Here is a 25,990-nt window from a genome sequence, read left to right on the forward strand (position 1 = left end):
ATGACTGCTCACAATCCCGTGGTGGCGGCGTTCATCGCCGCCGTCAACAACGGTGACAGATCGGCGTTCGCGGCGACGCTGGCTCCGGATGCCACGATGTCCGACGACGGCTCGGAGCGGGACCTCGACAACTGGACCGAACGGGAGATCTTCTCCGCGGGCGGCCGCTTCACCGTCGAGTCCCAGGAACCGGACGGGCTGACCATGCTCGCCCGGTTCCGCAACGACACGTGGGGTGAGATGACGACGCGCTGGCGTTTCATCCTCACCCCGGACGGCTCGAAGATCAGGCGCTTCGAGACCGGGCAGGCTTAGAAGGCGCGCATGTGGTTGTAGAGCTCGTAGGCGGCGTCGCGTTCGCCGAACGCCGCCGCCTCCGAGCGTTTGACCGCCAGGTAGGCGCGGCTGCGCAGCGGGCCGAGGGCGGCCATGAGCACGTCGTCGGCCTCCAGCGCGTTCAGGGCCTCGGTGAGCGTGGCGGGCAGGCGCGGGTGCCGGCCGGGCTCGGTGTCGGGGTCGACGGCGACCGGGTCGCCGGGGTCGAGCTTGCGGCGGATGCCGTCCAGCCCGGCGTGGATGACCGCGCCGAGTGACAGGTAGGGGTTGGCGGAGGAGTCCGACGGCTTGAGCTCCAGGTTGATCTCGCCGCTGTCGCCCAGCGGCGAGCACACGCGCACCGCGGCCTCGCGGTTGTCCGGCCCGTAGACGGCGTAGGCGCTGGACCACAGGCGCGGGCCGAGACGGCGGAAGCTGTTGACGCTGCCGCAGGTGAGCGCGGTCAGGGCGGGCAGGTGGGCGAGCAGGCCGCCGATGAACCAGCCGCGCACGTCGTCGCCGGCGAAGGCGTTGTGGCCGCCCGACCACAGCGACAGGTGCAGGTGGGCGCCGTTGCCGGCCTGGTCGGCCAGGGGTTTGGGCGCCAGGGAGGCCCACATGGCCATGCGGATGGCCACGCCGCGCACGGTCTCGCGGTAGAGCACGTGGTTGTCGGCCGCGCGCAGGGCGGGCGTGTGCCGTACCGACAGTTCCTGCTGGCCCGGGCCGAGCTCTGGGTGGTAGTGCTCGACCCGCAGGCCCTGGGTCTCCAGGGCGCGGATGAGGCGGATGGTGTAGTCGTGGGCGGTGTCGAAGCCGGTGGCGGCGTAGCAGAGGGTGTCGTCGAGGGGGACGAGCCGGTCGGGCCCGCCGTCGGGGCCGGGCAGGCGGCGGCCGAGGGTGAACTCCGGTTCGAAGGCGGCCACCAGCGTGTAGCCCTCGGTGGCGAGGGTGGCGACGGCGTCCTTGAGGAAGGTGCGCGAGCAGGCGGCCCACGGGCTGCCGTCGGGGTTGCGCTGGTCGGCCAGCATGGCCGCGGCGCCCGGCGCGTAGGGGAGGGGGACGAAGGTCGCGGGGTCAGGCACGAGCCTGACCTCGCCGACGGGGCCGAGCTGCTCGACCTCCTGGAGCTGGTCGAGCATGTTCATCGCCATCATCGCCACCGTGTGGCCGATCCCCGTGTCCAGCCGTTCGGCCAGCCGCGATCTCGAGGCCGCCTTGCCACGGATGACGCCACCGTGGTCGGCATAGAGGAATCGGATCAGCTCGATCCCGTCGATCTCCGCGCGTTCCAGGATGCGGCGCACGGCGGGGTCGGGCTGATGGGCCCTGGTGGCGCTCTGACGATCTCCCATCCTGTCTGCGTAGCACGAACGGGCAGCTCACGGAAGCATCTTCCGCAGACAGGCCCGCTTCTCAGGCCAGGACGCGGCTGAAGAACGTCGCGAGTGAGTTGGCTCCGTTGAAAATTCCGTCGAATACGCCGTTCACGGCGGCAGCGGCTTGTTCCGGCCGGGTGAACAAGTAGAAGATCACAAACGCCACGGCGACGTATGTGACCACCTTCTTGACCTGCATAGGGGGCCTCCTGCAGTCCATTCCCAGCCGTATATACCCGGATCTGGGCGATCACTGGCATCTTCTATGAAGATGTTCTTGATCATAACCGGGGGGCTTCTTTCCCCTGCCATGGTACGGGCTTGGGGGCCCGAGGGGGCGCTTGCCGCGCAGTAATTCCGCTACTTGAGACGGATCCCCGGCTCTCAGACGCCGAGCGTGGCGTTGAGCAGGCGCGCGACGGCGTCCTCGTCGCCGGTCAGATCGACCCGGGCGTGCTGCTGGCGGCCGAAGCAGAACAGCAGCAACTCGCCCGCCTTCCCGGTCACCTCGACCTTGGGCCCCTCCTGGGCGCCGCCGATCGCCACGCCGCCGCCCAGCCGGTGCAGGATCACGCCGACCGGCGAGCGGCGCAGCATCAGGCGGGCGCCGACCGACAGCCGCTTCCAGATGAGCTGGTCGAGGTCGGCGGGCAGCTCGCGTGGCTCCCAGCCGGGCTGGGCGCGGCGCACGTCCTCGTGGTGGACGAGGTACTCCAGCGTGTTGACCGCCTCGTCGGCGAACGGCAGCAGCCCGTAGATCCCGCCCGGGGTGCGGACCATGGCGACCAGTTCCGGGAAGGAGTGCTTGGCCTTCAGCCCGTTCTGCACCGAGGCGGTGTAGCCGGCCAGCGGGCGCAACGCGATCCCGGCCGCGGCGTCGGGCCTGCGCTCTCTCAGAACCAGGTGGGCGGCCAGGTCATAGGTGGTCCATCCGGTGCACAGCGTGGGCGCGTCGGGGCCGATCCGGTCGAGCAGATCGCAGAGCGCGGCGCGCTCGGCACGGGCGTGAGTCACGAGACCCAGCCTACCTGTGGGAATAACGGAGTGATCAGCCGTGATAGTGACTTATGTAGAAATGTCCCCTGGTGGAAGGAATCCCCCCGAGTGGCGAGCAAGGTCACCTCGGCCGTGATGCGTCAAGGACTGGGTGTCCTTGGGGTGGCCGTCCGCACGGAGAAAGCGGTGTTCGCGATCGCCGTCCTGGCCAGCGGCGTGTACGGCGGCATGACCGTGGCCTCGGCGTGGGCGCTCGGCTGGGCCACGGAGAACGCCGTCCTGCCCGCTTTCGAGGCCGGAGACATCACCGCCGGCGCGCTCTGGACCGCGGTCCTGCTGATCATGGGCACCGCGCTGCTCAAGGCCATCGGCGTGGCCGGGCGGCGCATCTTCGCCGGCGTCGTGCAATACCGCATGCAGGCCAGGTCGCGGCGCGAGGTCACCAAGCAGTACCTGCGCCTGCCCCTGGCCTGGCACCACCGGCACCCCACCGGGCAACTGCTGTCCAACGCCAGCGCCGACGCCGAGGCGGCCTGGGCCCCGCTGGCCCCGCTGCCCATGGCCGTCGGCGTCATCGTCATGCTGTTCACCGCGGCGATCGGCATGCTCCTCACCGACCCCGTCCTCGCCCTGGTCGGCTTCCTGATCTTCCCGGCCATCGCCGTGCTCAACCTCGTCTACCAGCGCAGGCTCAGCCCCCTCGTCACCCGGGCCCAGCAACTGCGCGCCGAGGTCAGCGAGATCGCCCACGAGAGCTTCGACGGCGCGCTCGTGGTCAAGACGCTCGGCCGCGAGGCCCTGGAGACCGACCGCTTCCGCCGCCGCGCCCACGAACTGCGCGACGCCAACATCGCCGTCGGCCGGGTACGCGGCCTGTTCGACCCCATGCTGGAGGCCCTGCCCACGCTCGGCGTGCTCATCGTGCTGGCCGTCGGGGCGCTCCGGCTGACCAACGGTGCGATCAACTCCGGCGAGCTGGTGCAGGTCGCCTATCTGTTCACCCTGCTGGCCTTCCCGATCCGGGCGCTCGGCTGGGTGCTGGCGGAACTGCCGCGCAGCGTGGTCGGCTGGACGCGGGTGCAGTCGGTGCTCGACGCCACCGGGTCCATGGAGTACGGCGCCGCCGAGCCGGACGGCGTCCGGCCCGCCGGGGTGGAGGTCGAGGACGTCTCCTACGCCTACGGCGACAGCGAGGTGCTGCACGGGGTGAGCTTCGACGTGGCGGCCGGCCGTACCGTGGCCTTGGTGGGACCCACGGGCTCGGGCAAGTCCACGCTCACGCACCTGCTCGTGCGGCTGATCGACCCGGGCGCGGGCGAGATCCGCCTGGACGGCACCGGCCTGCGCGAGCTGGCCTACGGCGCGGTCGCCCGCGCGGCGGCGCTGGTGCCGCAGCAGACGTTCCTGTTCGACGACACCGTGCGCGGCAACGTCACGCTCGGCCTGGACGTGCCGGACGAGGAGGTGTGGGCGGCGCTGCGGCTGGCCCAGGCCGACGGCTTCGTCGCGCGCCTGGCCGACGGGCTCGCCACCCGCGTCGGCGAGCGCGGCACCACGCTGTCCGGCGGCCAGCGCCAGCGCATCGCACTGGCCCGCGCGATCGTGCGCCGCCCACGCCTGCTCATCCTCGACGACGCCACCTCCAGCGTGGACCCGCAGGTCGAGGCCAAGATCCTGTACGGCCTGCGCGACCGGAGCGCAGGAGCTCGGGCGGAGAGAGCGAGGAACGATGCCAACGGAGCCCGAGCGGGCGCGACCATGAGGACCGCCGAGTCGTCGACCACGATCGTCGTCGCCTACCGGATGGCCACGATCGCCCTGGCCGACGAGGTGGTCTTCCTGGAGCGGGGCCGGGTCGAGGACCGGGGCACCCACGAGGAACTGCTGGCCCGCTGCGAGGGCTACCGCAACCTGGTGACCGCCTACGAGCGCGAGGAGGCCGAGCGGGCGGCCATCGCGGCCGACGCGGAAGACCTGACCGAGGACGAAGCCGAAGGGGTGAGCGCCTGATGGCGCTGCAAGGAGTGGAGCGCTCGGCGCTGGCCACGGTCAGGCGGGGTCTGTCGCTGACCCCCGAGTTCCGCACCGGCCTGGCCGGGACGATGGCCCTGGCCGTGGTCGCCACGATCGGCAAGATCATCGTGCCGATCGCCGTCCAGCAGACGATCGACACCGGCCTCAAGAGCGGCAGGCCCGACATGGCCTACATCATCGGGGCGGTGTCGGCGTGCGCCGCCGCGGTCGTGCTGACGGCGCTGGCCGGATACCTCATGAACGTGCGCCTCTACAAGTCCACCGAGGCGTCCCTGGCCACGCTGCGCGTGCGCGGCTTCCGGCACGTGCACGACCTGTCGGTGCTCACCCAGAACACCGAGCGCCGCGGCGCCCTGGTCTCCCGCGTCACCAACGACGTGGACCAGATCAGCACCTTCATGCAGTGGGGCGGCCTGATGATCATCGTGGCCGTCGGCCAGCTGTTCGTCGCCACCATCCTCATGGTCGTCTACTCCTGGCAGCTGACGCTCCTGGTGTGGGCCTGCTTCGTCCCGCTCATGATCGCCCTGCCGCGCTTCCAGCGCCTGCTGTCGCGCGCCTACACCATCGTGCGCGAGCGCACCGGCGACATGCTGGCCGCGGTCAGCGAGTCGGTCGTCGGCGCCGCCGTCATCCGCGCCCACGCCGCCGAGCGCCGCACCGCCGAGCGCATCGACAAGGCCGTCGACGCCAACCGCGGCGCCCAGATCAAGGCCCAGACCATCGTCGGCTTCGTCTTCCCCCTGACCGAGATCGTCGCCGCCCTGGCCATCGCCGGCATCGTCCTGCTCGGCGTCCAGCTCGGCCTGGCCGGCGGCATCACGGCGGGCAAGCTCGTCGCCTTCCTGTTCCTGGTGACCCTGTTCGTCTCCCCGCTGCAGATGGCGACGGAGATCCTGAACGAGGCCCAGAACGCCGTCGCGGGCTGGCGCCGCATCCTCGGCGTCCTCGACACCCCGGCCGACGTCGCCGACCCCGGCGAGCGCGGCGTCACGCTCCCGCGCGGCCCCATCGCCGTCGCCTTCGACGACGTCCACTTCTCCTACCCGGGCGGCGCGCCCGTGCTGAGCGAGGTGAGCCTGGAGATCCCGCCGCGCTCGCGCATCGCCGTCGTCGGTGAGACCGGCTCCGGCAAGACCACCTTCGCCAAGCTCCTGACCCGCCTCATGGACCCCGCCTCCGGCCGCGTCACCGTCGACGGCCACGACCTGCGCGACGTGCGCTTCTCCTCGCTGCGTGAACGCATCGTCATGGTCCCGCAGGACGGCTTCCTGTTCGACGGCAGCCTCGCCGACAACATCCGGTACGGCAGGCCGTCGGCCACCGACGAGGAGATCACGCTCGCGCTGACCGAGCTCGGCCTGGCCGACTGGCTCGAGGGCCTGCCCGCCGGCCTGGCCACCCCGGTCGGCCAGCGCGGCGAGTCCCTGTCGGCCGGCGAGCGCCAGCTCGTCGCCCTGGCCCGCGCCTACCTGGCCGACCCCGACCTGCTGCTGCTGGACGAGGCCACCTCGGCCGTCGACCCCGCCACCGAGGTACGGCTGGCCCGCGCCCTGGAAGGCGTCACCCGCGGCCGCACCGCCATCTCGATCGCCCACCGGCTCTCGACGGCCGAGAACGCCGACGAGGTCCTGGTCTTCGACGCCGGGCGGCTCGTGCAGCGGGGGCCGCACCACGAGCTGGTGGCGCAGGACGGGGTGTACGCCGGGCTGCACGCCTCCTGGGTCTCGGCCGCCCGCACGTGAGCGTTCTGCCCGGTGCTGGCGGAATGGGCACGCGGCGGGCCTGGTTGAATGGCGGCATGTCCCTGGATCCCGACATCGCCGCGCGGCTCAAGCGCGGCCCCGACGGGCTGGTGCCCGCGATCGTCCAGCAGCACGACTCCGGCGAGGTGCTCATGCTCGCCTGGATGGACGACGAGGCGCTGCATAGGACGCTGACCACCGGCCGGGCCACCTACTGGTCGCGCAGCCGCCGGGAGTACTGGGTCAAGGGCGAGACCTCGGGCCACGTCCAGCACGTGAAAGCCGTGGCGCTCGACTGCGACGGCGACACGCTCCTGCTCAAGGTGGACCAGGTGGGCGCGGCCTGCCACACGGGCGACCGCACCTGCTTCGACGCCGGCGCCCTGCTGCCGTGAACAGGGAGACGTGGGCCTGGGCGGCGGCCACCGCGGCCGGGTGCCTGCTGGTGCTGCTGGCCTCGGGACGCGCGTGGGTGAGCGCGGCCGCGGCCGGGAACCCGGCGGCGGGGAGCTCCGTGGCCGAGGCGGCGGGCAGCGACCTCGGCCACGGGCTGACGGCCGTGGGGCTGGCCTCGCTGGCCGGGGTGGTGGCCGTCCTGGCGACCAAGGGCGCCGGACGCCGCGTGGTGGGCGCGCTGCTGGCCCTGTGCGGGGCCGGGCTGGGGTGGCTCATCGTGGACGCGCTGTCGTCCGGGTCGATCGCCGCCTGGGCCAGGACGGTGCCGGCGTTGCGGGCCGTCGCCTCCCCGGTGTACACGGTGGCGCCCTTCTGGCCGGTGGCGGCCGGGGCCGGGGCGGTGGTGGTCCTGGTGGGCGGGGTGCTCGCGGTGGTGCGCGGCGGGCGGTGGACGGGCATGTCGGCCCGCTACGACCGCCGGCCCGCGGGGGACGGGCCGGCCGATGAGCGCTCCATGTGGGAGGCGCTGGACCGGGGCGACGACCCTACCGGCTGAGTGAGGAAATGCCCTCGGCACACGGGGTTTTCGCTGTTGATCGTGGTTCCTGGCCTACGCTTCCGTGCGAGGGCCAGTCTGACGGGAAAGGCGTGGCGCATGACATACGGCAACCAGGACGGCGGTTACGGCCAGCAGCCGTCCGGCGGGGGCGGATACGGCCAATCCGGGTACGGCCAGCAGCCGCCGAGCAGCAGCGGGTACGGCCAGCAGCCGCCGAGCAGCGGCGGGTACGGGGTGCAGCAGCCGAGCAGCGGGGGTTACGGCCAGCCGGATCCCTATGGGCAGCAGCCGCCCTACGGATACGGCCAGCCCTCCGGCGGTTACGGCCAGCCCTCCGGCGGCTACGGCGCGGCCGAGGCGTACGCGCAGCCCCCCGCCTACACCCCGCCGGTCTACGGGCAGCCGTCGCCGTACGCCCAGCCCGCCCGGCCGCAGACGAACGGCATGGCCATCACCTCGCTGGTCCTGGGCATCGTGGGCCTGGTCCTGTGCGGCCTGACCAGCATCCCGGGCGCGATCTGCGGGCACGTGGCGCTGGCGCAGATCAAGCGGAGCGGCGTCGAGGGCCGGAGCATGGCGGTCGCCGGCCTGGTCACCTCCTACATCACGATCGTGGCCTGGGTCATCGCCTGGCTGATGTTCGGGGGTTTCATCCTGATGATGCTCGGGGTCGCGAGCTCCTCGACTTACTGAGGGTGTCCTCCTCCTTGCGGTCAGGTCACAAATCATCCGCATGATGGACAATTCCCCATGTAGGGCGTGGTACCTCGCTATGCTGCGGCGGGCAACTCGCCACAAGCACCACACGAGGAGTCTCCAGTCATGAGCTATGGAAACCAGGGCGGCAGCGGCGGCTACGGTGCCCCGCCCCCCGGGGGTGGTTACGGCCAGCAGCCGCCGAGCGGCGGCGGCTATGGACAGCAGCCGCCGAGTGGCGGCGGCTACGGCCAGCAGCCGCCCAGCGGCGGGGGCTACGGCGAGCAGCCCCCGAGCGGCGGTGGTTACGGCGGCGGCTACGGCCAGCCCGGCGGCGGTTACGGCGCCCCGCAGAACCCGCCGGACAACCACCTGGTGTGGGCGATCCTGACCACGATCTTCTGCTGCCTCCCGCTGGGCATCGTGTCGATCGTGAAGTCGACGCAGGTCAACTCCAAGTGGCAGGTGGGCGACTACCAGGGTGCGATCCAGGCCTCCGAGGAGGCCAAGACGTGGTGGAAGCGTGCGCTGATCGGCGGCATCATCTACTACGTCCTGCTGGGCATCGGCATGGTGATCTACTTTGTGATCATCGCCGCCGCCGTGTCCACGAGCTACTCGTCCTACTAAAGGCGATACTTGACCTCATGAGCCTTGCGAACCTCGAGCGGCGGGGGACGGATCGATGGAAAGCCGTGCTCCCGCCGCTCGGCGTCGCCGCCGGCACCGCGGCGGTGTTCGCCTTCGTCGGGACGGTGGACCCCAATGAGCCGGGGCACTACCCCACCTGCCCGTTCCTGTGGCTGACCGCCCAGGCGTTCGGGACGGGGCTGTACTGCCCGGGCTGCGGCACGCTGCGCACCATCCACGCGCTGGCCCACCTCGACCCGGTGACCGCGCTGGGGATGAACCCGCTGGCCGTGGCCGTGCTGCCGTTCCTGGTGTTCTGGTGGGCGCGGTGGCTGGTGCGCGCCTGGAAGGGCACGCCCAGACGCCTGTCGCTGTCCCATCCGGCCTACATCTGGGGCCTGCTGGTCGTGGTGATCGTCTATTGGGTCGTCCGGAATCTTCCGTTCGGAGCTTTTCTAGCCCCCTAGGTGGGCCCCGATGGTGAGGTGACCGGCGGCGGGCCGATACCATCGCAAGAGCAGGCCGGGAGCGTACGCGAGGCGAACTCCCGACCGCCCCCAACACTGCCGACCGGAGGGACCCCAGCGCGTGAGTGTGCTCGACGACATCCTCGACGGGGTGCGCGCGGATCTGGCCGCACGCCAGCAGGCCGTGTCGCTTGACGAGCTCAAGGAGCGGGCCGGTCGGGCTCCGGCCGCCCGGGACGCCTACGCGGCGCTGGGCGGCGACAAGGTCTCGGTGATCGCCGAGGTCAAGCGCTCCAGCCCGTCCAAGGGCGCGCTGGCGGCGATCGCCGACCCGGCCGCGCTGGCCGCCGACTACGAGGCGGGCGGCGCGCACGTGATCAGCGTGCTGACCGAGCGGCGCCGCTTCGGCGGCAGCCTGGACGACCTGGCCGCGGTGCGCGCCCGCGTCGACATCCCGATCCTGCGCAAGGACTTCATCGTCACCGCCTACCAGCTGTGGGAGGCCAGGGCCTACGGCGCCGACCTGGCGCTGCTCATGGTCGTCTCCCTGGAGCAGGAGGCGCTGGTGTCGCTGATCGAGCGGGCCGAGTCCATCGGGCTCACGCCGCTGGTCGAGGTGCACACCGAGGAGGAGACCGAGCGCGCGATCGCGGCGGGCGCCCGGATCATCGGGATCAACGCCCGCAACCTGAAGACCCTGGAAGTCGACAGGGACGTCTTCAGCAAGATCGCGCCGATGATCCCCGACGACATCATCAAGATCGCCGAATCGGGCGTGCGCGGCCCGCACGACCTGCTCGCCTACGCGCGATCCGGCGCCGACGCCGTGCTCGTGGGCGAGAGCCTGGTCACCGGCAAGGACCCGCGCAAGGCCGTGGAGGCGCTGGTGACCGCAGGCGCCCACCCCGCGACGCGCCCCGACCACGGATCAGAGGGATAGCAGTGGCACAAGACGGCTCCATCCTCACCGCCGCCGACCTGGCGGGCAACGGCGCCTTCGGCGACGACCCCGACGTGCACGGCAAGTTCGGCATCTTCGGCGGCCGGTACGTGCCCGAGGCGCTGATCCCGGCGCTCGACGAGGTCGCCGCGGTCTACGAGAAGGCCAAGGCCGACGTGGCCTTCCTGCGCGAGTTCGACCACCTGCTGCGCACCTACGCCGGCCGTCCCACGACGCTGACCGACGTGCCCCGCTTCAGCGAGGAGGCCGGTGGCGCCCGGGTCGTCCTCAAGCGCGAGGACCTCACCCACACCGGCGCCCACAAGATCAACAACGTGCTGGGCCAGGCCCTGCTCACCAAGCGCCTGGGCAAGCGGCGGGTGATCGCCGAGACCGGCGCCGGCCAGCACGGCGTGGCCACCGCCACCGCCGCCGCGCTGCTCGGCCTGGAGTGCGTCATCTACATGGGCGCGGTCGACTGCGAGCGCCAGGCGCTCAACGTCGCCCGGATGAAGCTGCTCGGCGCCACCGTGATCCCGGTGACCAACGGCTCCCAGACCCTCAAGGACGCCATCAACGAGGCGTTCCGCGACTGGGTGACCAACGTGGACACCACCCACTACCTGTTCGGCACCGTCGCGGGCCCGCACCCGTTCCCCGAGATCGTGCGCGACTTCGCCCGCATCATCGGCGTCGAGGCCCGCCGCCAGATGCTGGAGCTGACCGGCGCCCTGCCCGACGCCGTCTGCGCGGCGGTCGGCGGCGGCAGCAACGCCATCGGCATCTTCCACGCCTTCATCGGTGACAAGGACGTCGCGCTGCACGGCTACGAGGCGGGCGGGCACGGCCTGGCGAGCGGCGAGCACGCGCTCACGCTGACCGCCGGCTCGGTCGGCGTCCTGCACGGCTCGCGCACCTACGTCCTGCAGGACGACGAGGGCCAGACCATCGAGTCCCACTCGATCTCGGCCGGGCTCGACTACCCGGGCGTCGGCCCCGAGCACGCCTGGCTGAAGGACAGCGGCCGCGCCACCTACCACGGCGTCACCGACGACGAGGCCATGGCGGCGTTCTCGCTGCTGGCCCGCACCGAGGGCATCATCCCCGCCATCGAGTCCTCCCACGCCCTGGCCGGGGCGCTCAAGCTCGGCCGCGAGCTGGGCCCGGACAAGACCATCCTGGTCAACCTCTCCGGGCGTGGCGACAAGGACATGGGCACGGCCATGAAGTACTTCAACCTCTAGGGTTCTCCATCATGACCACTCTTCAGACGGTGTTCGCCAAGGCCAAGGCGGACAACCGGGCGGCGCTCGTGGGTTACCTGCCCGCGGGGTTCCCGTCCAAGGACGGCGCCATCGCCGCCGCCGCGGCCCTCGTCGAGGCGGGCTGCGACGTCATCGAGATCGGCCTGCCGTACTCCGACCCGCTCATGGACGGGCCGACCATCCAGGACGCGGTGCACCGCTCGCTGACCAACGGCACCCGCATCGCCGACGTGTTCCGCACGGTCGAGGGCGTCGCGGCCACCGGTGCCGCCACGCTCGTCATGACCTACTGGAACCCGATCGACCGCTACGGCGCCGACCGGTTCGCCCGCGATCTGGCCGGCGCGGGCGGCGTGGGCACGATCACGCCCGACCTGACGCCCGAGGAGGCCGGCCCCTGGCGCACCGCCTCGGTCGAGGCCGGCCTCGACACCGTCTTCCTGGTCGCGCCCAGCTCCACCGAGGAGCGCATCAAGGCCGTGGTCGAGTGCTGCACCGGGTTCGTGTACGCGGCCTCCCTCATGGGCGTGACCGGCGCCCGCGAGACGGTGAACGTCGCCGCCGAGGATCTGGTGGCCCGCACGCGCGCCTGCACCGACCTGCCCGTGTGCGTGGGCCTGGGCGTCGGCACCGGCGCGCAGGCGGCCGAGGTGGCCGGCTACGCCGACGGCGTCATCGTGGGCTCGGCCTTCATCCGCCGCCTGCTGGACGCGCCCGACGAGGCCGCCGGCCGCGCCGCCTGCGCCGAGCTGGCGCGGGACATGGCCGCGGGGGTTCGTTCGCGGGGTTGACGGTCTGGTACGGCGAAGCGCGGCTCTCCTGATGGAGGCCGCGCTTCTTCGCATTTGTGCGTGGTTTATCCAGATCTTTGGCGCAAAAGTGCAACAAGGCGCATGGTTTGTCCATTTAACCGGCCGGGTGATCGCGTCAGGGTGTCGGCACGAACCCTTTTCGCGAAAGGACGCACATGCGTCGACGTTCCGCCGCGTTAGCCGGCGTTCTCGCGCTGGCCACCCTCGCCACGCCCGCCGCCGCCCTGGCCGACCCGGTCCCCTCCACCGGCGCCCTCACGGCCCCTGCCGACGCCATCACGGCCTCCGGCCCGCAACAGAGTCCGCCGCCGGCCGGCGCCGACACGCCGTCCTCCAATGCCCCGCCCTCCGGCGGCCCGTCCTCTGCCCCGCCCTCCGGCGGCCCGTCCTCTGCCCCGCCCTCCGGCGGCCCGTCCTCTGCCCCGCCCTCCGGCGGCCCGTCCTCGAGTGGCCCTCCTTCCGACGCGCCGCCGGACGTGCGGCCGGAGGCTCCCGTGGTCACGCCCGAGGCGCGGGCCCAGACCTTCGCCCCGGCCACCCCGGCGCCGCCCGTGGCCGAACCGGTGACCATCTCCTCCGCCCAACTGGCGGTGGCGCTGGATCCGGCCTTCCCCCGGGTGCTCGGGTACACCGACCGCGCCTCCGGCGCCCGGCTGGGCGGCAGCACCACCGTCCCCTCCGTGGTCCTGAACGGCACGCCGTACCCCGTGACCGGGACGCTGACCGGCACCGACGGGCGGACCGCGCACTACCGGCTGACCTTCGCCGCCCTGAGCGGGGTCGAATTGCGGGCGTCGATCGGCGTGCGGGACCGGACCGCCACGTTCCGGATCGACAAGGTCACCGACACCGCGGCGTTCCGGGTCGGCACGATCGACCTGCCGGGGCATGACCTGGTGTCGGTGGCGAGTGATCAGGAGGGGGCGGCGACGGCGTTCACGCGGCTGGATCCGAACTCGACCCGGACCGCCGACGTGTTCGCCGGGGTGACGGCGCAGACGCAGCCTGAGGCGCAGCCGGTCGGTGCGACGTACGGGATCGTGAACACCGCCCGGCTGGCGGCGGCGATCGAGTCGAACTCCTCCTACGACCGCCCCTCGGGCGCGACCAACGTGGACGCGGCCCGCTTCTGGCATCAGGCGCGCAAGGGTGCGGACGGTGTGGTGCGGGTGGGTGTGTGGAGTGGGCAGTGGACGTATCGGGCGGCCGGGGCGCCTTTCACCGAGGAGTTGCCCTGGGCGAAGGTGGTGGTGACGCCGGATGCCAACGCCGACGGGGGCGTCGACTGGCAGGACGGCGCGATCGCCTTCCGCGGCATCGGCGTCAAGGCGGCCGGGTCCGAGCAGACCAGGGACCGGGTGGCCATCCACATCCCGTTCAACTTCGCCAGCCAGGCCACGCATCCGTTCCTGCGTACGCTGGACGACGTCAAGCGCATCTCGCTGGCCACCGACGGGCTGGGCCAGCTCGCGCTGCTTAAGGGGTATCAGTCGGAGGGGCACGACTCGGCCCACCCGGACTACGGCGGCAACTACAACAAGCGCGCCGGCGGCCTCAAGGACCTCAACACGCTCCTGAAGTCCGGCAAGCAGTGGAACGCCGCCTTCGGCGTGCACGTCAACGCCACCGAGGCGTATCCGGTGGCCAAGACGTTCAGCGAGACGCTGGCGGACAAGAACGCCAAGGGCTGGAACTGGCTCGACCAGTCGTACTACATCGACCAGCGCACCGACCTGACCACCGGAAACCTGGCCAAGCGCTTCGCCCGGTTGCGCGCCGAGACCGACCGCAACCTCGCCCTGCTCTACATCGACGTGTACTACAGCCACGGCTGGACGGCCGACCGCACGCTGGCCGAGCTGCGCAGGCAGGGCTGGCAGGTGACCACCGAGTGGTCGGACAAACTGGAACGCGCCTCCCTGTGGTCGCACTGGGCGACCGACATGAGTTACGGCGGCGCCACCAATAAGGGACTCAACTCGCAGATCATCCGGTTTATCCGCAACCAGGAGAAGGACGTCTGGAACGCTCACCCGATCCTCGGCAACACCAGGATCGAGGAGTTCGAGGGCTGGACCGGCGAGGTGAACTGGAACACCTTCTACCGCAACATCTGGGAGCACAACCTGCCCGCCAAGTTCCTGCAGCACTACGCCATCACCGACTGGAACGCCGACGAGATCGTGTTCGAGGGCGGCGTGCGGGGCACCGTGAAGAACGGCAGGCGGGAGCTGTTCGCCGGTGGGCGGAAGGTGCTCGACGGGTCGACCTACCTGCTGCCGTGGGAGGGGAGGTTGTACCATTTCAACCCCGGGGGCGGGCAGACCACGTGGGAGGCCGATCGGCCGCTGAAGCTCTACAAGCTGACCACCCAGGGCCGGGTCGAGGCGGGCACCCTGGTCCCGCAGGGCGGGAAGATCACGATCACCGCCGAGCCCGGCGTGCCGTACGTGCTGTACGCCAAGAACCCGGGCAAGAACGGCGACCCCGGCTGGGGCGAGGGCAGCGGACTGCGTGACCCCGGCTTCAACGGCGACGGCGCCTGGGAGCGCACCGGCCAGGTCTCGGCCGAGACGAACGCCAACGGGCAGCGGGTGGCGCTGCTGGCGGCCGGGCAGCCCGCCGCCATCGCGCAGAACGTCAAGGGGCTCACCCCGGGCCGGACCTACAGCGCCTCGGCCTGGATCGAGGTCGAACCCGGCAAGTCCCGCCAGACCACGCTGGAGATCGGCGGCCAGAGCGTCCGCCTGGACAGGTCCACGGCCAGGAACCACGTGGCCGCCGACGAGAAACACGGGACCTACTTCCAGCGGGTGAAGGCCGTCTTCGCCGCCCGCCGGAGCAGCGACCGGATCACGGTCACGGCGGGCGCGGGCGACGGCGCGGTGCGGGTGGACGACGTGCGCCTGGTGGCCACCGCCAAGCCCGGCCCGAGCGAGGACTTCGAGAACGTCGACCAGGGCTGGGGCCCGTTCGTGAAGGGCGACGCGGGCGGGCGCACCGACCCGCGCACCCACATCGCGCAGAAGCACGCCCCCTACACCCAGGCCGGCTGGAACGGCAAGACCGTCGACGACGTGCTGTCCGGCGAGGAGTCGCTCAAGGCCCACGAGGAACGGCAGGGCGTGGTCTACCGGACGCTCCCGCAGACCGCCCGCTTCGAGCACGGCCGCGCCTACGAGGTCTCCTACAGCTACCAGAACGCCCAGGACGGCACCTATGCCTGGGTGACCGGCTACGACAAGGGCGGTACGAGCGTCGAGACCCGGCGCACCCCGATCGCCGAGCAGCGCACCACCGCCCGGTTCACCGAACGGGTCGTGGGCGGGTGCGGCGACGTGTGGGTGGGGCTGCGCTCGCTCAAGCCGGAGCAGGCGGGCGCCGACTTCATCCTCGACGACTTCTCCGTCAAGGACCTCGGCCCGGCCGCCGATCCGCCGGCCTGCGCCTCGCTGGAGATCCGGCCCGGCGCGGTGCTGGAGCCGGGCGTGGCCAACGACGTCACGACCGTCTTCACCAACCTCGAGGACGGCCCGGCCGAGGTGAGCGTGACGCCGGCCGTACCCGAGGGCTGGCAGGTCAGCGGGCAGGGGAGCGGCACCGTGCAGCCCGGCGCGGCGCTCACCACCACGTGGAAGGTGACCCCGCCCGCCGACGCCCCCTACCGCGCCTACGACCTCACGGCCGAGGCGGTCTACGGCGGCAAGCGGGTCGCGGCGGCCGTGAGCGTCAGGACGCTGCCCCCGCCGCCGTCCGGCCAGGTGTGGGCCAGCGACCACGACTGGGTCAGCGCCGACAACGGCTGGGGGCCCGTCGAGCGGGACCAGTCCAACGGCCCGCAGGGCGAGGGGGACGGCAGCCCGCTCACGATCGGCGGCGTGGTCTTCCCCAAGGGGCTGGGCGCGCACGCCCCCAGCCGGATCCGCTACTACCTCGGCGGACGCTGCACCGCCTTCACCGCCTCGACCGGCGTGGACGACGCGCAGCCGACGCGCGGGTCGGTGCAGTTCACCGTGCTGGCCGACGGGGTGGTCAAGTCGCAGAGCCCGGTGCTGCGGGCCGCCGACGCCGCCCACGCGATCACCGCCGACCTGACCGGCGCCCGCTACGCCGACCTCGTCATCGGCGACGGCGGCGACGGCAACGGCAACGACCACGGCGACTGGGCAGGCGCTCGGTTCACGTGCGGGTGAGGCGCTAGGATCCCCTCCGGCGTGGAGGGAGGGCGTGAGGCATGTTCCGGCAGTGGATGCACTACCTCACGCCCGGCCCCGCCCACCGCGGCCTCGGCCTGGTCTGCCTGGGCGTGGGCCACCAGGACGGCCGCCTGCCGACCGTGGGCCCGCGCACCATGCAGAACCACGTCGCGGTCGTGGTCACCGAAGGCGCCGGCTGGTTCGCCGAGGCGGGCGGCGCGCCCGTCGAGGTGGACGCCCCGGCCGTGCTGTGGCTGCGCCCCGGCGTCCAGCACCACTACGCGCCGCACGAGCCGGGCTGGACCGAATGGTTCGTCGACTTCACCGGCCCGGCCGTGACCGCCTACACCGAACTGGGCTTCCTCGGCGACGGCCGCCCGGTGACACCGCTGGCCACCGCCGAGCCCGCCGCCCGCGCCATCGGCCGCATCGCCCAGGTGTGCCGGGGCGGCAGCCCGTACGTGGAGGTGGAGACCTCGGCGATCGTGCACGAGGTGCTGGTGGCGCTGCGGCACGCCCGCGTGGACGAGGATCCGGGCGGCGTGCTGGAGGCGCTCGCCAGGGACGCCTGCCTGCCGATCTCGGTGGCCGAGCACGCCAGGCGGCTCGGACTGCCGCTGGCCGACCTGCGCCGCAGGGTACGCCGGCTGACCGGGTGCAGTCCCAAGGACTACGTGCTGACGATCCGGCTCAACCAGGCCAAGGACCTGCTGGCCGGGACCGACCTGCCGGTGGCGGCGATCGCCCGCCGGGTGGGTTATGACGATCCGGCGTACTTCACCCGGTTGTTCGCCCGGCGGACGGGGCAGCCGCCGAGCGAGTTTCGCGCCCAGCGCTTCGGATAAGTCAGGACTCTTGTGAGAATGGGGTGATCCTCCGGAGGAGTCCCATGCGCTACTGGTTATCCGCGCCGCTGGCCGCCCTGCTCACGGTGACGCTCGCCGTCCCCGCTCACCCCGCCCCGCCGCCGGATCCGCCACCCTCATCGCCCTCGCCCGGGCCTTCGCCGCCGGGCTACGAGCTGCCGTCGCCGGAAGAACCCCCGTCGGGGCCGCCGGAGCCGGGCACGCAGCGCCTCACCCCCAGCCCCGCCGACGTCGCGCGCCCACTGACGCTCGCCTCGCGCGAGCTCGCCGTCGAGGTGGATCCGGCCTTCCCGCGCGTGCTCGGCTACACCGACCGCGCCTCCGGCGACACCCTGGGCGGCGGTACGGCGGTGCCGCCCGTGGTGCTGAACGGCACGCCGTACCCCGCGACCGTGACCTTGACCGGCGCCGGCGGGACGACCGCCCGCTACCGGCTGACCTTCGCCGCGCTCACCGGCGTCGAGCTGGAAGCGGCCATCAGCGTACGGCGGCGCGTGGTGAGCTTCGCCGTCGAGTCCGTGCGCGACACCGCGGCGTTCCGCGTGGGCACGATCGAGCTGCCCGGGCATGACCTGGTGTCGGTGGCGAGTGATCAGGAGGGGGCGGCGACGGCGTTCACGCGGCTGGATCCGAACTCGACCCGGACCGCCGACGTCTTCACGGCCGTCGACTCGCGCACGCAGCCCGAGGCGCAGCCGGTCGGTGCGACGTACGGGATCGTGAACACCGCCCGGCTGGCCGCCGCCGTCGAGACCAACTCCGTCTACGACCAGCCCGCCGGAGCCACCGACAAGGACGCCGCCCGCCTGTGGCATCAGGCGCGCAAGGGTGCGGACGGTGTGGTGCGGGTGGGTGTGTGGAGTGGGCAGTGGACGTATCGGGCGGCCGGGGCGCCTTTCACCGAGGAGTTGCCCTGGGCGAAGGTGGTGGTGACGCCGGATGCCAACGCCGACGGGGGCGTCGACTGGCAGGACGGCGCCATCGCCTTCCGCCAGATCGCCGTCACCGCGCGCGGCGCCGCCCAGACCAGCGGGCGCGTGGTGACCCACATCCCGTTCAACTTCAGCAGCCAGGCCACGCATCCGTTCCTGCGTACGCTGGACGACGTCAAGCGCATCTCGCTGGCCACCGACGGGCTGGGCCAGCTTGCGATCCTGAAGGGGTATCAGTCGGAGGGTCACGACTCGGCCCACCCGGACTACGGCGGCAACTACAACACCCGGGCCGGCGGCCTCAAGGACCTCAACACGCTCCTGAAGTCCGGCCGGCGCTGGAACGCCACGTTCGGCGTGCACGTGAACGCCACCGAGTCCTACCCCGAGGCCAGGACCTTCAGCGAGAGCCTGGTCGACAAGAACGCCAAGGGCTGGAACTGGCTCGACCAGTCCTACCGCATCGACCAGCGCCGCGACCTGGCCGCCGGCACCCTCGCCGAGCGCTTCGCCCAGTTGCGCGCCGAGACCGACCGCAACCTGGCCGTGCTCTACGTGGACGTCTTCCGCCCCTTCGGCTGGGTCGCCGACCGCACGCTGGCCGAGCTGCGCAGGCAGGGCTGGCAGGTGACCACCGAGTGGTCGGACAAGCTGGAGCGCTCGTCGCTCTGGGCACACTGGGCGACCGACCTCAACTACGGCGGCGTCACCAACAAGGGGCTCAACTCGCAGATCATCCGGTTCATCCGCAACCACGAGAAGGACGTCTGGAACGCCCATCCCATCCTCGGCAACGCCCGCATCGTCGAGTTCGAGGGCTGGACGGCGGAGAACAACTGGAACGCCTTCTACCGCAACATCTGGGAGCACAACCTGCCGGTCAAGTTCCTGCAGCACTACGCCATCACCGACTGGAACGCCGACGAGATCGTGTTCGAGGGCGGTGTGCGCGGCACCGTGAAGAACGGCAGGCGGGAGCTGTTCGCCGGTGGGCGGAAGGTGCTCGACGGGTCGACCTACCTGCTGCCGTGGGAGGGGAGGTTGTATCACTTCAACCCCGCGGGCGGGCAGACCACGTGGGAGGCCGATCGGCCGCTCAGGCTCTACAAGCTGACCACCCAGGGCCGGGTCGAGGCGGGCACCCTGGTCCCGCAGGGCGGGAAGATCACGATCACCGCCGAGCCCGGCGTGCCGTACGTGCTGTATGCCAGGAACCCGGGCAAGACCGGCGAGCCCGGCTGGGGCGAGGGCAGCGGGCTGCGTGACCCCGGCTTCAACGGCGACGGCGCCTGGCGTACCAGCGGCCGGGTCAGCCTGCCCACCAGCGACCTCGGCCACCGCTACGCCCAGCTCGACGGCGCCGCCTCCCTGGAGCAGCGGGTCACCGGCCTGCGCCCCGGCAGGCTCTACGCGGCGGAGGCGTTCGCCGAGATCGAACCCGGCAGGACACGCGAGACCACGCTGGAGATCGGCGGGCAGAAAGTCCGGATCGACCGGTCCACGGCCAAGAACTACATCGCCTCCGACGAGAAGCACGACACCCACTTCCAGCGCCTGCGGGTGCGTTTCACCGCCACCGGCGGCCCGCTCACCCTGCGCCTCGCCACCGGGGCCGGAGACGGGTACGTGCGGGTGGACGACGTGCGCGTGACCGAGACCACCCCCGGCCACGCGGGCTTCGAGGCGCCGGAGGCCGGATGGGGCCCGTTCGTGAAGGGCGACGCGGGCGGCTCCTTCGACGCCCGCACCCACCTGGCCGAGCGGCACGAGCCGTACACGCAACAGGGCTGGAACGGCAAGACCGTCGACGACGTGCTGGCGGGCCGGTGGTCGCTGAAAGCCCATGAGGAACGGCAGGGCCTGGTCTACCGGACGCTCCCGCAGACCGCCCGCTTCGAGCACGGCCGCGCCTACGAGGTCTCCTTCTCCTACCAGAACGCCCAGGACGACACCTATGCCTGGGTGACCGGCTACGACAAGGGCGGCACGAGCGTCGAGACCCGGCGCACCCCGATACCCCGGCAACTCGCGACCACCCGCTTCACCGAGCGGGTCGTGGGCGGATGCGGCGAGGTATGGGTGGGGCTGCGCTCGCTGAAGGCGGAGCAGGCGGGCGCCGACTTCGTCCTCGACGACTTCGCCGTCAAGGACCTCGGCCCGGCCGGCGACATCGTCGCCTGCGCCACGCTGTCGATCACCCCCGCCTCGCCGACCCTGGAACAGGGCGTGCCCGCCGACGTCACGACCGTCTTCACCAACCTGGAGGACACGCCCGTCTCCGTGCGGGTACGGCTGGCCGTACCGGAAGGATGGACGGCCGAGGGGCAGGGGAGCGGCGAGACCGGGCCCGGCGCGGCGCTCACCACCGTGTGGAAGGTGACGCCACCGGCCGACGCCGCCTACGGGGACTACGAGCTCAGGGCGGTGGCGGCGTACGCGGGCGGGAGCGTCGAGGCGCTCGCGGTCGTCAAGACCCTTCCGCCGCCGCCGTCCGGGCCGGTGTGGGCCGGTGACCTGCCGTGGGTCGCCGCGGAGAACGGCTGGGGACCGGTCGAGCGGGACCAGTCCAACGGTGACAGGGCGCAGGGCGACGGCTCGCCGCTGACCGTCGGCGGGCGGGTCTTCGCCAAGGGACTGGGCACCCACGCTCCGGCGAAGGTACGTTTCTTCCTGGGCGGGCGCTGCACCTCGTTCAGCGCCTTCACCGGGGTGGACGACTCCCAGGCCGTGCCCCGCGGGTCGGTGCGCTTCAGCGTGCTGGCCGACGGGGTGCTCAGGGCGCGGAGCCCGGTCCTGCGAGGTCCGGATCCGGCCCATGAGCTGACCTCGGACCTGACCGGCGCCCGCTACGCCGACCTCGTCGTGGACGACGGCGGCGACGGGATCGGCAACGATCACGCGGATTGGGGTGAGGCCCGTTTCCAGTGTGGATGAGCAAGGTTTTGGCTTAGCCGACGCTTATCCGCCCCGTGATCGGATGTCCTGCGAGTACTGTGCCCTGTCGCAGGCGAAGACATAAAGGAGATCACCGTGGCCGCGTCGCAACCGTCACGCAACGTCAGATTGGCGATACCCTGGGTGACGACTGTCGCTCGGCTGGGCCTGGGCGGGGTGTTGATCGCGGCCGGGGGGCTGAAGATCGGCAATCCTACCGAGTCGGTCGTGGCGGTCAAGGCCTACCAACTGCTGCCCGAGTCGCTGGCCACCGCCGTGGGCTACGCGTTGCCGATCGTGGAGATCATCATCGGCATCCTGCTCGTGATCGGCCTCATGACCCGGGTGGCGGCGGTCGTGGCCGGGCTGCTCATGCTCGCCTTCGTCTTCGGCATCGCCTGGGCGTGGGCGAGGGGCTACCGGATCGACTGCGGCTGTTTCGGGGGCGGGGGAGAGCTGAAGGCGGGCCAGCAGCCCACGTACCTGGTCGACATCCTGCGGGACTTCGGCCTGGTGCTGCTGGGCGTCTGGACCGCGTGGTTCCCGCCGGGGCGCTTCGCCCTGGACGGTGCTCTCGGGTTGCACAACGACAAGGAGAACGACTGATGGGCAAGGGCGACCGCGAGAAGTCGGCGCGCGAACGGATCAAGGAGCAGCAGGCCGCCGATCGCAAGCGGGAACAACGCCGGCGCGTCATCACCTACACCGCGGCGGGGGTCGTGGCGGTGGCGGCGCTGGGCGCCGGCTACCTGTGGAACGTCAACCGCTCCACGGCCGAGCAGGCCGGCGCCAACCTCGCGCCCGTCGCCGTCGCGGCCGACGCGGGCGTGACGATGGGCAACGCCGGCGTGGAGAAGCCGGTCATCGACATCTACGAGGACTTCCAGTGCCCCGCATGCAGGGAGCTGGAGCGCGTCAGCGGGCCCACGTTCAAGAACCTCGCGGCCGAGGGCAAGGCGAAGGTGGTCTACCACCCGATCACGATCTTCGACCAGGAGCCGACGAAGGGCAACTCCCTGCGCGCCGGCGCCGCCGCCCGCTGCGTCACCGACGGCAAGCAGTGGGTCGGTTTCCACGACCTGCTGTTCAAGAACCAGCCGAGCGAGACCGTCGAAGGCTTCAAGATCGACCAGCTTCTCGCCTGGGGCAAGGAGGCCGGGGTCACCGCGCCCGGCTTCGAACAGTGCGTGACCCAGCAGAAATACGCCGCCACTCAACAGACTTACACCGAAAAAGTCGACAAGGCGCAAAACATTATGGGCACGCCAACTGTCAAGCTCAACGGCAAGGAGCTGGACAACAACCTCCTTTTCTCGCCTTCCGCGCTGCGTGAGGCCGTCCTCAACGCAGCCAAATAGGCCGCACGTCCGCTACCCTCACCTGACATGCCCCTTGTTGCTGCGATTCCCAGCCCGCCCGATGGGGTCTGGTATCTCGGACCGATTCCCATCAGGGCCTATGCGCTCTGCATCGTGCTCGGCGTCATTGTCGCCGTCTGGATGAGCGAGCGCCGATGGCGTGCCCGCGGCGGCGCGCCGGGCACCATGATCGATATTGCCGTGCCCGCGGTCATCTTCGGTCTCATCGGTGGCCGCCTGTACCACGTCATCACCGATTGGCAGTTGTACTTCGGCCCCCAAGCCCCCAACGAGCCCTATGAGGCGCTGTTCATCTGGAACGGCGGACTCGGGATCTGGGGAGCCATCGCGCTGGGCGGCGTAGGCGTCTGGCTGTCGTGCCGCAAACGCGGCATCTCGCTGTCGGCCGTCGCCGACACCGTCGCGCCGGGCATCGCCATCGCCCAGGCGATCGGCCGCTGGGGCAACTGGTTCAACCAAGAGCTGTACGGCGCCAAGACCGATCTCCCGTGGGGGCTGGAGATCGATCTCAACAAGGACGGCGTCGTCGACGGGACCTACCACCCGACGTTCCTGTACGAGTCGCTCTGGAACGTGGCGCTGGCCTTCGTCCTCATCTGGGCGGGCAAGCGGTTCGCCCTGCGGCACGGCCGGCTGTTCGCGCTCTACGTGGCCGGATACACCCTGGGCCGGTTCTGGATCGAGGGGCTGCGCATCGACCCCGTGGGCGGCGTGGACCACGCCGTGACGTTCCTGGGCCTGCGCATCAACCAGTGGACCGCCATCGTGCTGTTCCTCGGCGCGCTCGCCTACCTGTGGCTCACGCGCAACAAGGACACCGAGGAGTACGTGCTGCCGCGCACGGGCGACGGCCCGGCGGGCGCCGCCGGTGCGGAGGCCGATCCGGCCCACGGCGCCGAGCAGGCGGACGAGTCCGCCGAGGTGGCCACTTCGGCGGGCAAGGGCGCGGACACCGGCGATTCCGGCGGAGCGTCCGCGGACTCGTCGCAGGCCGGCGAGCCGGCCAAGGCCACTGCCGCCGACGGCGATGCCGAGAGCGCCGGGGCGGCCAAGGACGACGAGGCTGCCACGGGCGACGGGGCTGCCAAGGACGACGGTGACGCCAAGGACGGTACCGCGGGCAAGGACGACGACGCGGTAGCCGTACCGACGGCGGCAGCCGGATCGGAAGAGGACAAGAACGCGCGATGAGCGAGGGCGCGGAGCGGCACCACCGGCATCGCGACGTCACCGGCGGATGGCTGCGGCCATCGGTGTTCGGGGCGATGGACGGACTGGTGTCGAACTTCGCGCTCATCGCCGGCGTCGCGGGCGGCACAGGCAACACCAAGGTCATCGCCCTGGCCGGGGTCGCGGGCCTGGCGGCCGGGGCCTTTTCCATGGCCGGCGGCGAGTACGTCTCGGTGGCCAGCCAGCGTGAGCTGGCCCTCGCCGAGATCGCCGTCGAACGGCGCGAGCTCGACCGGCACCCCGAGTCCGAGCGGCTGGAACTGGCCGAGGACTTCGTCCGCAAGGGGGTCGCCCCCGACCTTGCGGCGCAGGTGGCACGGCAGATCTCGGCCAACCCCGAGCGGGCGCTGGAGGTGCACGCGCAGAACGAGCTGGGCGTCAGCCCCAAGGATCTGCCCGCGCCCAGGGTGGCGGCGCTGTCGTCGTTCGTCTCCTTCTCCGTCGGCGCGGTGCTGCCGCTGCTGCCGTACCTGTTCGGGGTGACGAGTCTCACGGTGTCGGCGATCCTGTCCTGCGTGGCGTTGTTCGGGGCGGGGGCGCTGGTTTCGGCCGTGACCGCGCGCAGCTGGTGGTATTCAGGACTGCGGCAGCTCGTCGTCGGCGCGGTCGCGGCAGGGCTGACGTTCGCGCTCGGCAACCTGATCGGAGGCACGGGGCTGTGAGGAGCAGCAGGAAGCGGCGGCGGACTCCGCCGTCCGACTGGCAGCTTCCGCTGCTCACCGACATGGGGTTGCGTCCCGAGCAGCAGCGCCTGTTCGTGATCATCGCCTCGGTGCTCGGCGTCCTGGTCGTCGCCGTCGGGCTGGTGGCCGTGGTCGGCTCGATGGGCTCCAGCTACCTGCCCGAGCGCGCGGCCACCGCGGCCGTGGGCGGCGTGGGCACCCCCCGGCCGAACTCCTTCCACGGGTGGAGCTCGCCCAAGCTGTTCGAGGTGGTCAGCGACCGCACCCGCGACGCCAAGCCGCTCACCGACAAAGAGGTGTTCGCCGGCAAGACGCTGACCGGGGAGAACAAGCTCACGCTCAAGCTCGTCGCGCACGACCTGGGCGACACCTGCGCGTCGGTGCTCTGGGGGCCGGAGCTGCAGGCGCTGGCCGAGGCCGGGGAGTGCACCCAGGCCGCCCGCGGCCTCTACCGCAGCGGCGACGGCCGGTACGTGGCCCAGTACACCCTGCTCAACCTGCGCGACGCCAAGGCGGCCGAGGCGATGGTCAACGGGCTGAAGGAGGGCTACCGGGGCGGCTGGTCGGTGGCGCTGCAGAGCGACAAGGCGGCCTTCCTGCCCAGCGGCTACACCCAGGGCGGCGGATACGCCCTCGGACACTACGTGGGCCTGGTCTGGGTCGGCCGCACCGACGGCGCCGAGCCCACGGCCAAGGACGACTTCGTCTCGCTGACCCTCGCCCTGCGCGGCGCCGAGAAGGCCGTCTACCGCCGGGTCGTGGCGATCACCGGGAAGCCGTCGTGACCCCGGGTCCCGCCGCGCGCGGCGCGGCCCTGCCCGGTGGGGGCGGCCGATGATGCGGGCGCGGGTCGCGGTGCCCGTGGCGGCGCTGGTGGTCCTCGCGGCGGGGGCCGCCGCCTGGGTTCTGACGCGAGGCGGTCCGGTACGGCCGGCGACGCTGCGAGCCGAGCCCACCTCGGCCATGTACGCCGCCATCGACTCCCGCCGGAGCGACGCCGCCCCGCTGACCGGCGAGGAGGTGTTCACCCCTGCCACGGCGAAGCTCGGCGAGCTGACCCGCGGCGCCACCGAACTGCTGGACGACTGCGCAGACGCCCTCGCCGGGCCCGAGGCGCCCGGCTGCTCGCAGGCCCTGCGCGCCACCTACACCGGCCCTTCGGTCAGCGGGCAGTTCGTCATCTTCAACCTGCCCGACGGCCGGGCCGCCGACGCGCTGGTGACGGCGCTGCGCGGGGAGGGCTTCCTGGCGCAGGTGGCCGAGTTCGACGCCGCCCGAAGCTGGGCGCAGGCTCGTGCCCTGGGCCACTACGTGACGGTGAGCTGGGTCGGCCCGGCCGAGGAGGGCGCCAAGGTGGACCTCACCCGGGCGCAGGTCGATCTCGACGGGCTGGGCCGCGTGGTGCAGTCCCGTGTCTTGAAGGCCATCTGAGGGTAGGTTTGGGTGGTTTTGGGGCATCTGTGAGGGTCTGAGGCTGCCTGTGTTGGCCTGCGGCGTGCCGGGCGGTGGGGAAAAGTGCCTGAGGCCACCTGAGCG

The 25,990-nt window shown here is 71.7% G+C and carries 23 protein-coding genes; 20 read left to right on the forward strand and 3 right to left on the reverse strand.

The window, feature by feature from the left end; translation table 11 throughout:
- Positions 1–315 (forward strand): nuclear transport factor 2 family protein, encoded by a 315-nt coding sequence (locus FVE25_RS02595; RefSeq protein ID WP_157244735.1) that lies wholly within the window; start codon positions 1–3, stop codon positions 313–315.
- Here FVE25_RS02595 and FVE25_RS02600 read toward each other — a convergent pair.
- From FVE25_RS02600 to FVE25_RS02605, 3 genes are all read right to left on the reverse strand, one after another.
- On the reverse strand, positions 312–1,670 hold the full coding sequence (locus tag FVE25_RS02600; protein WP_157244736.1) for a glutamine synthetase family protein: 1,359 nt from the start codon (positions 1,668–1,670) through the stop codon (positions 312–314). The genes FVE25_RS02595 and FVE25_RS02600 overlap by 4 nt on opposite strands.
- Positions 1,671–1,731: 61 nt before the next feature.
- Positions 1,732–1,893 (reverse strand): hypothetical protein, encoded by a 162-nt coding sequence (locus FVE25_RS53700; RefSeq protein ID WP_181019424.1) that lies wholly within the window; start codon positions 1,891–1,893, stop codon positions 1,732–1,734.
- Between the two features lie 185 nt (positions 1,894–2,078).
- Complete coding sequence (locus tag FVE25_RS02605; RefSeq protein WP_157244737.1) at positions 2,079–2,708, reverse strand: TIGR03085 family metal-binding protein; 630 nt, start codon at positions 2,706–2,708, stop codon at positions 2,079–2,081.
- A 117-nt stretch (positions 2,709–2,825) separates the two neighbouring features.
- Here FVE25_RS02605 and FVE25_RS02610 point away from each other — a divergent pair, with 117 nt between their 5' ends.
- The 19 genes from FVE25_RS02610 to FVE25_RS02700 all read left to right on the forward strand — a co-directional run bounded on the left by FVE25_RS02610 (position 2,826) and on the right by FVE25_RS02700 (position 25,885).
- The gene (locus tag FVE25_RS02610) at positions 2,826–4,700 is read left to right on the forward strand and encodes an ABC transporter ATP-binding protein (RefSeq protein WP_181019475.1); all 1,875 of its coding nucleotides are present in this window, start codon (positions 2,826–2,828) and stop codon (positions 4,698–4,700) included.
- On the forward strand, positions 4,700–6,469 hold the full coding sequence (locus FVE25_RS02615; protein WP_157244739.1) for an ABC transporter ATP-binding protein: 1,770 nt from the start codon (positions 4,700–4,702) through the stop codon (positions 6,467–6,469). Before FVE25_RS02610 ends, FVE25_RS02615 begins: the two co-directional genes overlap by 1 nt.
- Before the next feature lie 56 nt (positions 6,470–6,525).
- Positions 6,526–6,864 (forward strand): phosphoribosyl-AMP cyclohydrolase, encoded by a 339-nt coding sequence (hisI, locus tag FVE25_RS02620; protein WP_157244740.1) that lies wholly within the window; start codon positions 6,526–6,528, stop codon positions 6,862–6,864.
- The gene (locus FVE25_RS02625; RefSeq protein ID WP_157244741.1) at positions 6,861–7,421 is read left to right on the forward strand and encodes a Trp biosynthesis-associated membrane protein; all 561 of its coding nucleotides are present in this window, start codon (positions 6,861–6,863) and stop codon (positions 7,419–7,421) included. Before hisI ends, FVE25_RS02625 begins: the two co-directional genes overlap by 4 nt.
- A 99-nt stretch (positions 7,422–7,520) precedes the next feature.
- Positions 7,521–8,117, forward strand: coding sequence for a DUF4190 domain-containing protein (locus FVE25_RS02630; RefSeq protein WP_157244742.1), 597 nt, complete (start codon positions 7,521–7,523; stop codon positions 8,115–8,117).
- 129 nt (positions 8,118–8,246) lie between these two features.
- Complete coding sequence (locus FVE25_RS02635) at positions 8,247–8,750, forward strand: CD225/dispanin family protein (RefSeq protein WP_157244743.1); 504 nt, start codon at positions 8,247–8,249, stop codon at positions 8,748–8,750.
- Between the two features lie 17 nt (positions 8,751–8,767).
- Entirely contained in the window at positions 8,768–9,217 is a 450-nt protein-coding gene (locus tag FVE25_RS02640) for a DUF2752 domain-containing protein (protein WP_157244744.1), read from the forward strand.
- Between the two features lie 121 nt (positions 9,218–9,338).
- A complete protein-coding gene (trpC, locus tag FVE25_RS02645) occupies positions 9,339–10,157 on the forward strand; it encodes an indole-3-glycerol phosphate synthase TrpC (protein WP_181019425.1) in 819 nt (272 codons plus the stop codon).
- Between the two features lie 38 nt (positions 10,158–10,195).
- A complete protein-coding gene (gene trpB / locus FVE25_RS02650; RefSeq protein WP_219825332.1) occupies positions 10,196–11,401 on the forward strand; it encodes a tryptophan synthase subunit beta in 1,206 nt (401 codons plus the stop codon).
- Between the two features lie 11 nt (positions 11,402–11,412).
- The gene (trpA, locus tag FVE25_RS02655; RefSeq protein WP_157244745.1) at positions 11,413–12,213 is read left to right on the forward strand and encodes a tryptophan synthase subunit alpha; all 801 of its coding nucleotides are present in this window, start codon (positions 11,413–11,415) and stop codon (positions 12,211–12,213) included.
- Positions 12,214–12,389: 176 nt separating this feature from the next.
- Positions 12,390–16,427, forward strand: a complete 4,038-nt coding sequence (locus tag FVE25_RS02660) for an endo-alpha-N-acetylgalactosaminidase family protein (protein ID WP_157244746.1) — start codon at positions 12,390–12,392, stop codon at positions 16,425–16,427.
- A 41-nt stretch (positions 16,428–16,468) separates the two neighbouring features.
- Positions 16,469–17,275 carry a helix-turn-helix domain-containing protein gene (locus FVE25_RS54930; protein WP_157244747.1) on the forward strand — a complete coding sequence of 269 codons (807 nt, stop codon included), beginning with the start codon at positions 16,469–16,471 and terminating at the stop codon, positions 17,273–17,275.
- A 44-nt stretch (positions 17,276–17,319) separates the two neighbouring features.
- Positions 17,320–21,162 (forward strand): endo-alpha-N-acetylgalactosaminidase family protein, encoded by a 3,843-nt coding sequence (locus tag FVE25_RS02670; protein WP_157244748.1) that lies wholly within the window; start codon positions 17,320–17,322, stop codon positions 21,160–21,162.
- 144 nt (positions 21,163–21,306) lie between these two features.
- Positions 21,307–21,768: a MauE/DoxX family redox-associated membrane protein gene (locus FVE25_RS02675; protein ID WP_157244749.1), complete on the forward strand. Its 462-nt coding sequence runs from the start codon at positions 21,307–21,309 to the stop codon at positions 21,766–21,768.
- Positions 21,768–22,520, forward strand: coding sequence for a DsbA family protein (locus FVE25_RS02680; RefSeq protein ID WP_157244750.1), 753 nt, complete (start codon positions 21,768–21,770; stop codon positions 22,518–22,520). The genes FVE25_RS02675 and FVE25_RS02680 overlap by 1 nt, the downstream gene beginning before the upstream one ends.
- Before the next feature lie 114 nt (positions 22,521–22,634).
- A complete protein-coding gene (gene lgt / locus FVE25_RS02685; RefSeq protein WP_246266548.1) occupies positions 22,635–23,732 on the forward strand; it encodes a prolipoprotein diacylglyceryl transferase in 1,098 nt (365 codons plus the stop codon).
- Positions 23,729–24,433: a VIT1/CCC1 transporter family protein gene (locus tag FVE25_RS02690; RefSeq protein WP_157244752.1), complete on the forward strand. Its 705-nt coding sequence runs from the start codon at positions 23,729–23,731 to the stop codon at positions 24,431–24,433. The genes lgt and FVE25_RS02690 overlap by 4 nt, the downstream gene beginning before the upstream one ends.
- Positions 24,430–25,239 carry a hypothetical protein gene (locus tag FVE25_RS02695; RefSeq protein WP_157244753.1) on the forward strand — a complete coding sequence of 270 codons (810 nt, stop codon included), beginning with the start codon at positions 24,430–24,432 and terminating at the stop codon, positions 25,237–25,239. The genes FVE25_RS02690 and FVE25_RS02695 overlap by 4 nt, the downstream gene beginning before the upstream one ends.
- Before the next feature lie 49 nt (positions 25,240–25,288).
- Positions 25,289–25,885 carry a hypothetical protein gene (locus FVE25_RS02700; protein ID WP_157244754.1) on the forward strand — a complete coding sequence of 199 codons (597 nt, stop codon included), beginning with the start codon at positions 25,289–25,291 and terminating at the stop codon, positions 25,883–25,885.
- Positions 25,886–25,990 lie beyond the last annotated feature (105 nt).

This window comes from Nonomuraea typhae (genome assembly GCF_009760925.1).
Classification (GTDB): domain Bacteria; phylum Actinomycetota; class Actinomycetes; order Streptosporangiales; family Streptosporangiaceae; genus Nonomuraea; species Nonomuraea typhae.

Bases quoted from the DNA above. Each gene is read 5' to 3' on its own strand.
- FVE25_RS02595 (WP_157244735.1), top strand. From the start codon at position 1: ATGACTGCTCACAATCCCGTGGTGGCGGCGTTCATCGCCGCCGTCAAC.
- FVE25_RS02600 (WP_157244736.1), bottom strand. From the start codon at position 1,670: ATGGGAGATCGTCAGAGCGCCACCAGGGCCCATCAGCCCGACCCCGCC.
- FVE25_RS53700 (WP_181019424.1), bottom strand. From the start codon at position 1,893: ATGCAGGTCAAGAAGGTGGTCACATACGTCGCCGTGGCGTTTGTGATC.
- FVE25_RS02610 (WP_181019475.1), top strand. From the start codon at position 2,826: ATGCGTCAAGGACTGGGTGTCCTTGGGGTGGCCGTCCGCACGGAGAAA.
- FVE25_RS02615 (WP_157244739.1), top strand. From the start codon at position 4,700: ATGGCGCTGCAAGGAGTGGAGCGCTCGGCGCTGGCCACGGTCAGGCGG.
- hisI (WP_157244740.1), top strand. From the start codon at position 6,526: ATGTCCCTGGATCCCGACATCGCCGCGCGGCTCAAGCGCGGCCCCGAC.
- FVE25_RS02630 (WP_157244742.1), top strand. From the start codon at position 7,521: ATGACATACGGCAACCAGGACGGCGGTTACGGCCAGCAGCCGTCCGGC.
- FVE25_RS02635 (WP_157244743.1), top strand. From the start codon at position 8,247: ATGAGCTATGGAAACCAGGGCGGCAGCGGCGGCTACGGTGCCCCGCCC.
- FVE25_RS02640 (WP_157244744.1), top strand. From the start codon at position 8,768: ATGAGCCTTGCGAACCTCGAGCGGCGGGGGACGGATCGATGGAAAGCC.
- trpA (WP_157244745.1), top strand. From the start codon at position 11,413: ATGACCACTCTTCAGACGGTGTTCGCCAAGGCCAAGGCGGACAACCGG.
- FVE25_RS02660 (WP_157244746.1), top strand. From the start codon at position 12,390: ATGCGTCGACGTTCCGCCGCGTTAGCCGGCGTTCTCGCGCTGGCCACC.
- FVE25_RS54930 (WP_157244747.1), top strand. From the start codon at position 16,469: ATGTTCCGGCAGTGGATGCACTACCTCACGCCCGGCCCCGCCCACCGC.
- FVE25_RS02670 (WP_157244748.1), top strand. From the start codon at position 17,320: ATGCGCTACTGGTTATCCGCGCCGCTGGCCGCCCTGCTCACGGTGACG.
- FVE25_RS02680 (WP_157244750.1), top strand. From the start codon at position 21,768: ATGGGCAAGGGCGACCGCGAGAAGTCGGCGCGCGAACGGATCAAGGAG.
- FVE25_RS02690 (WP_157244752.1), top strand. From the start codon at position 23,729: ATGAGCGAGGGCGCGGAGCGGCACCACCGGCATCGCGACGTCACCGGC.
- FVE25_RS02700 (WP_157244754.1), top strand. From the start codon at position 25,289: ATGATGCGGGCGCGGGTCGCGGTGCCCGTGGCGGCGCTGGTGGTCCTC.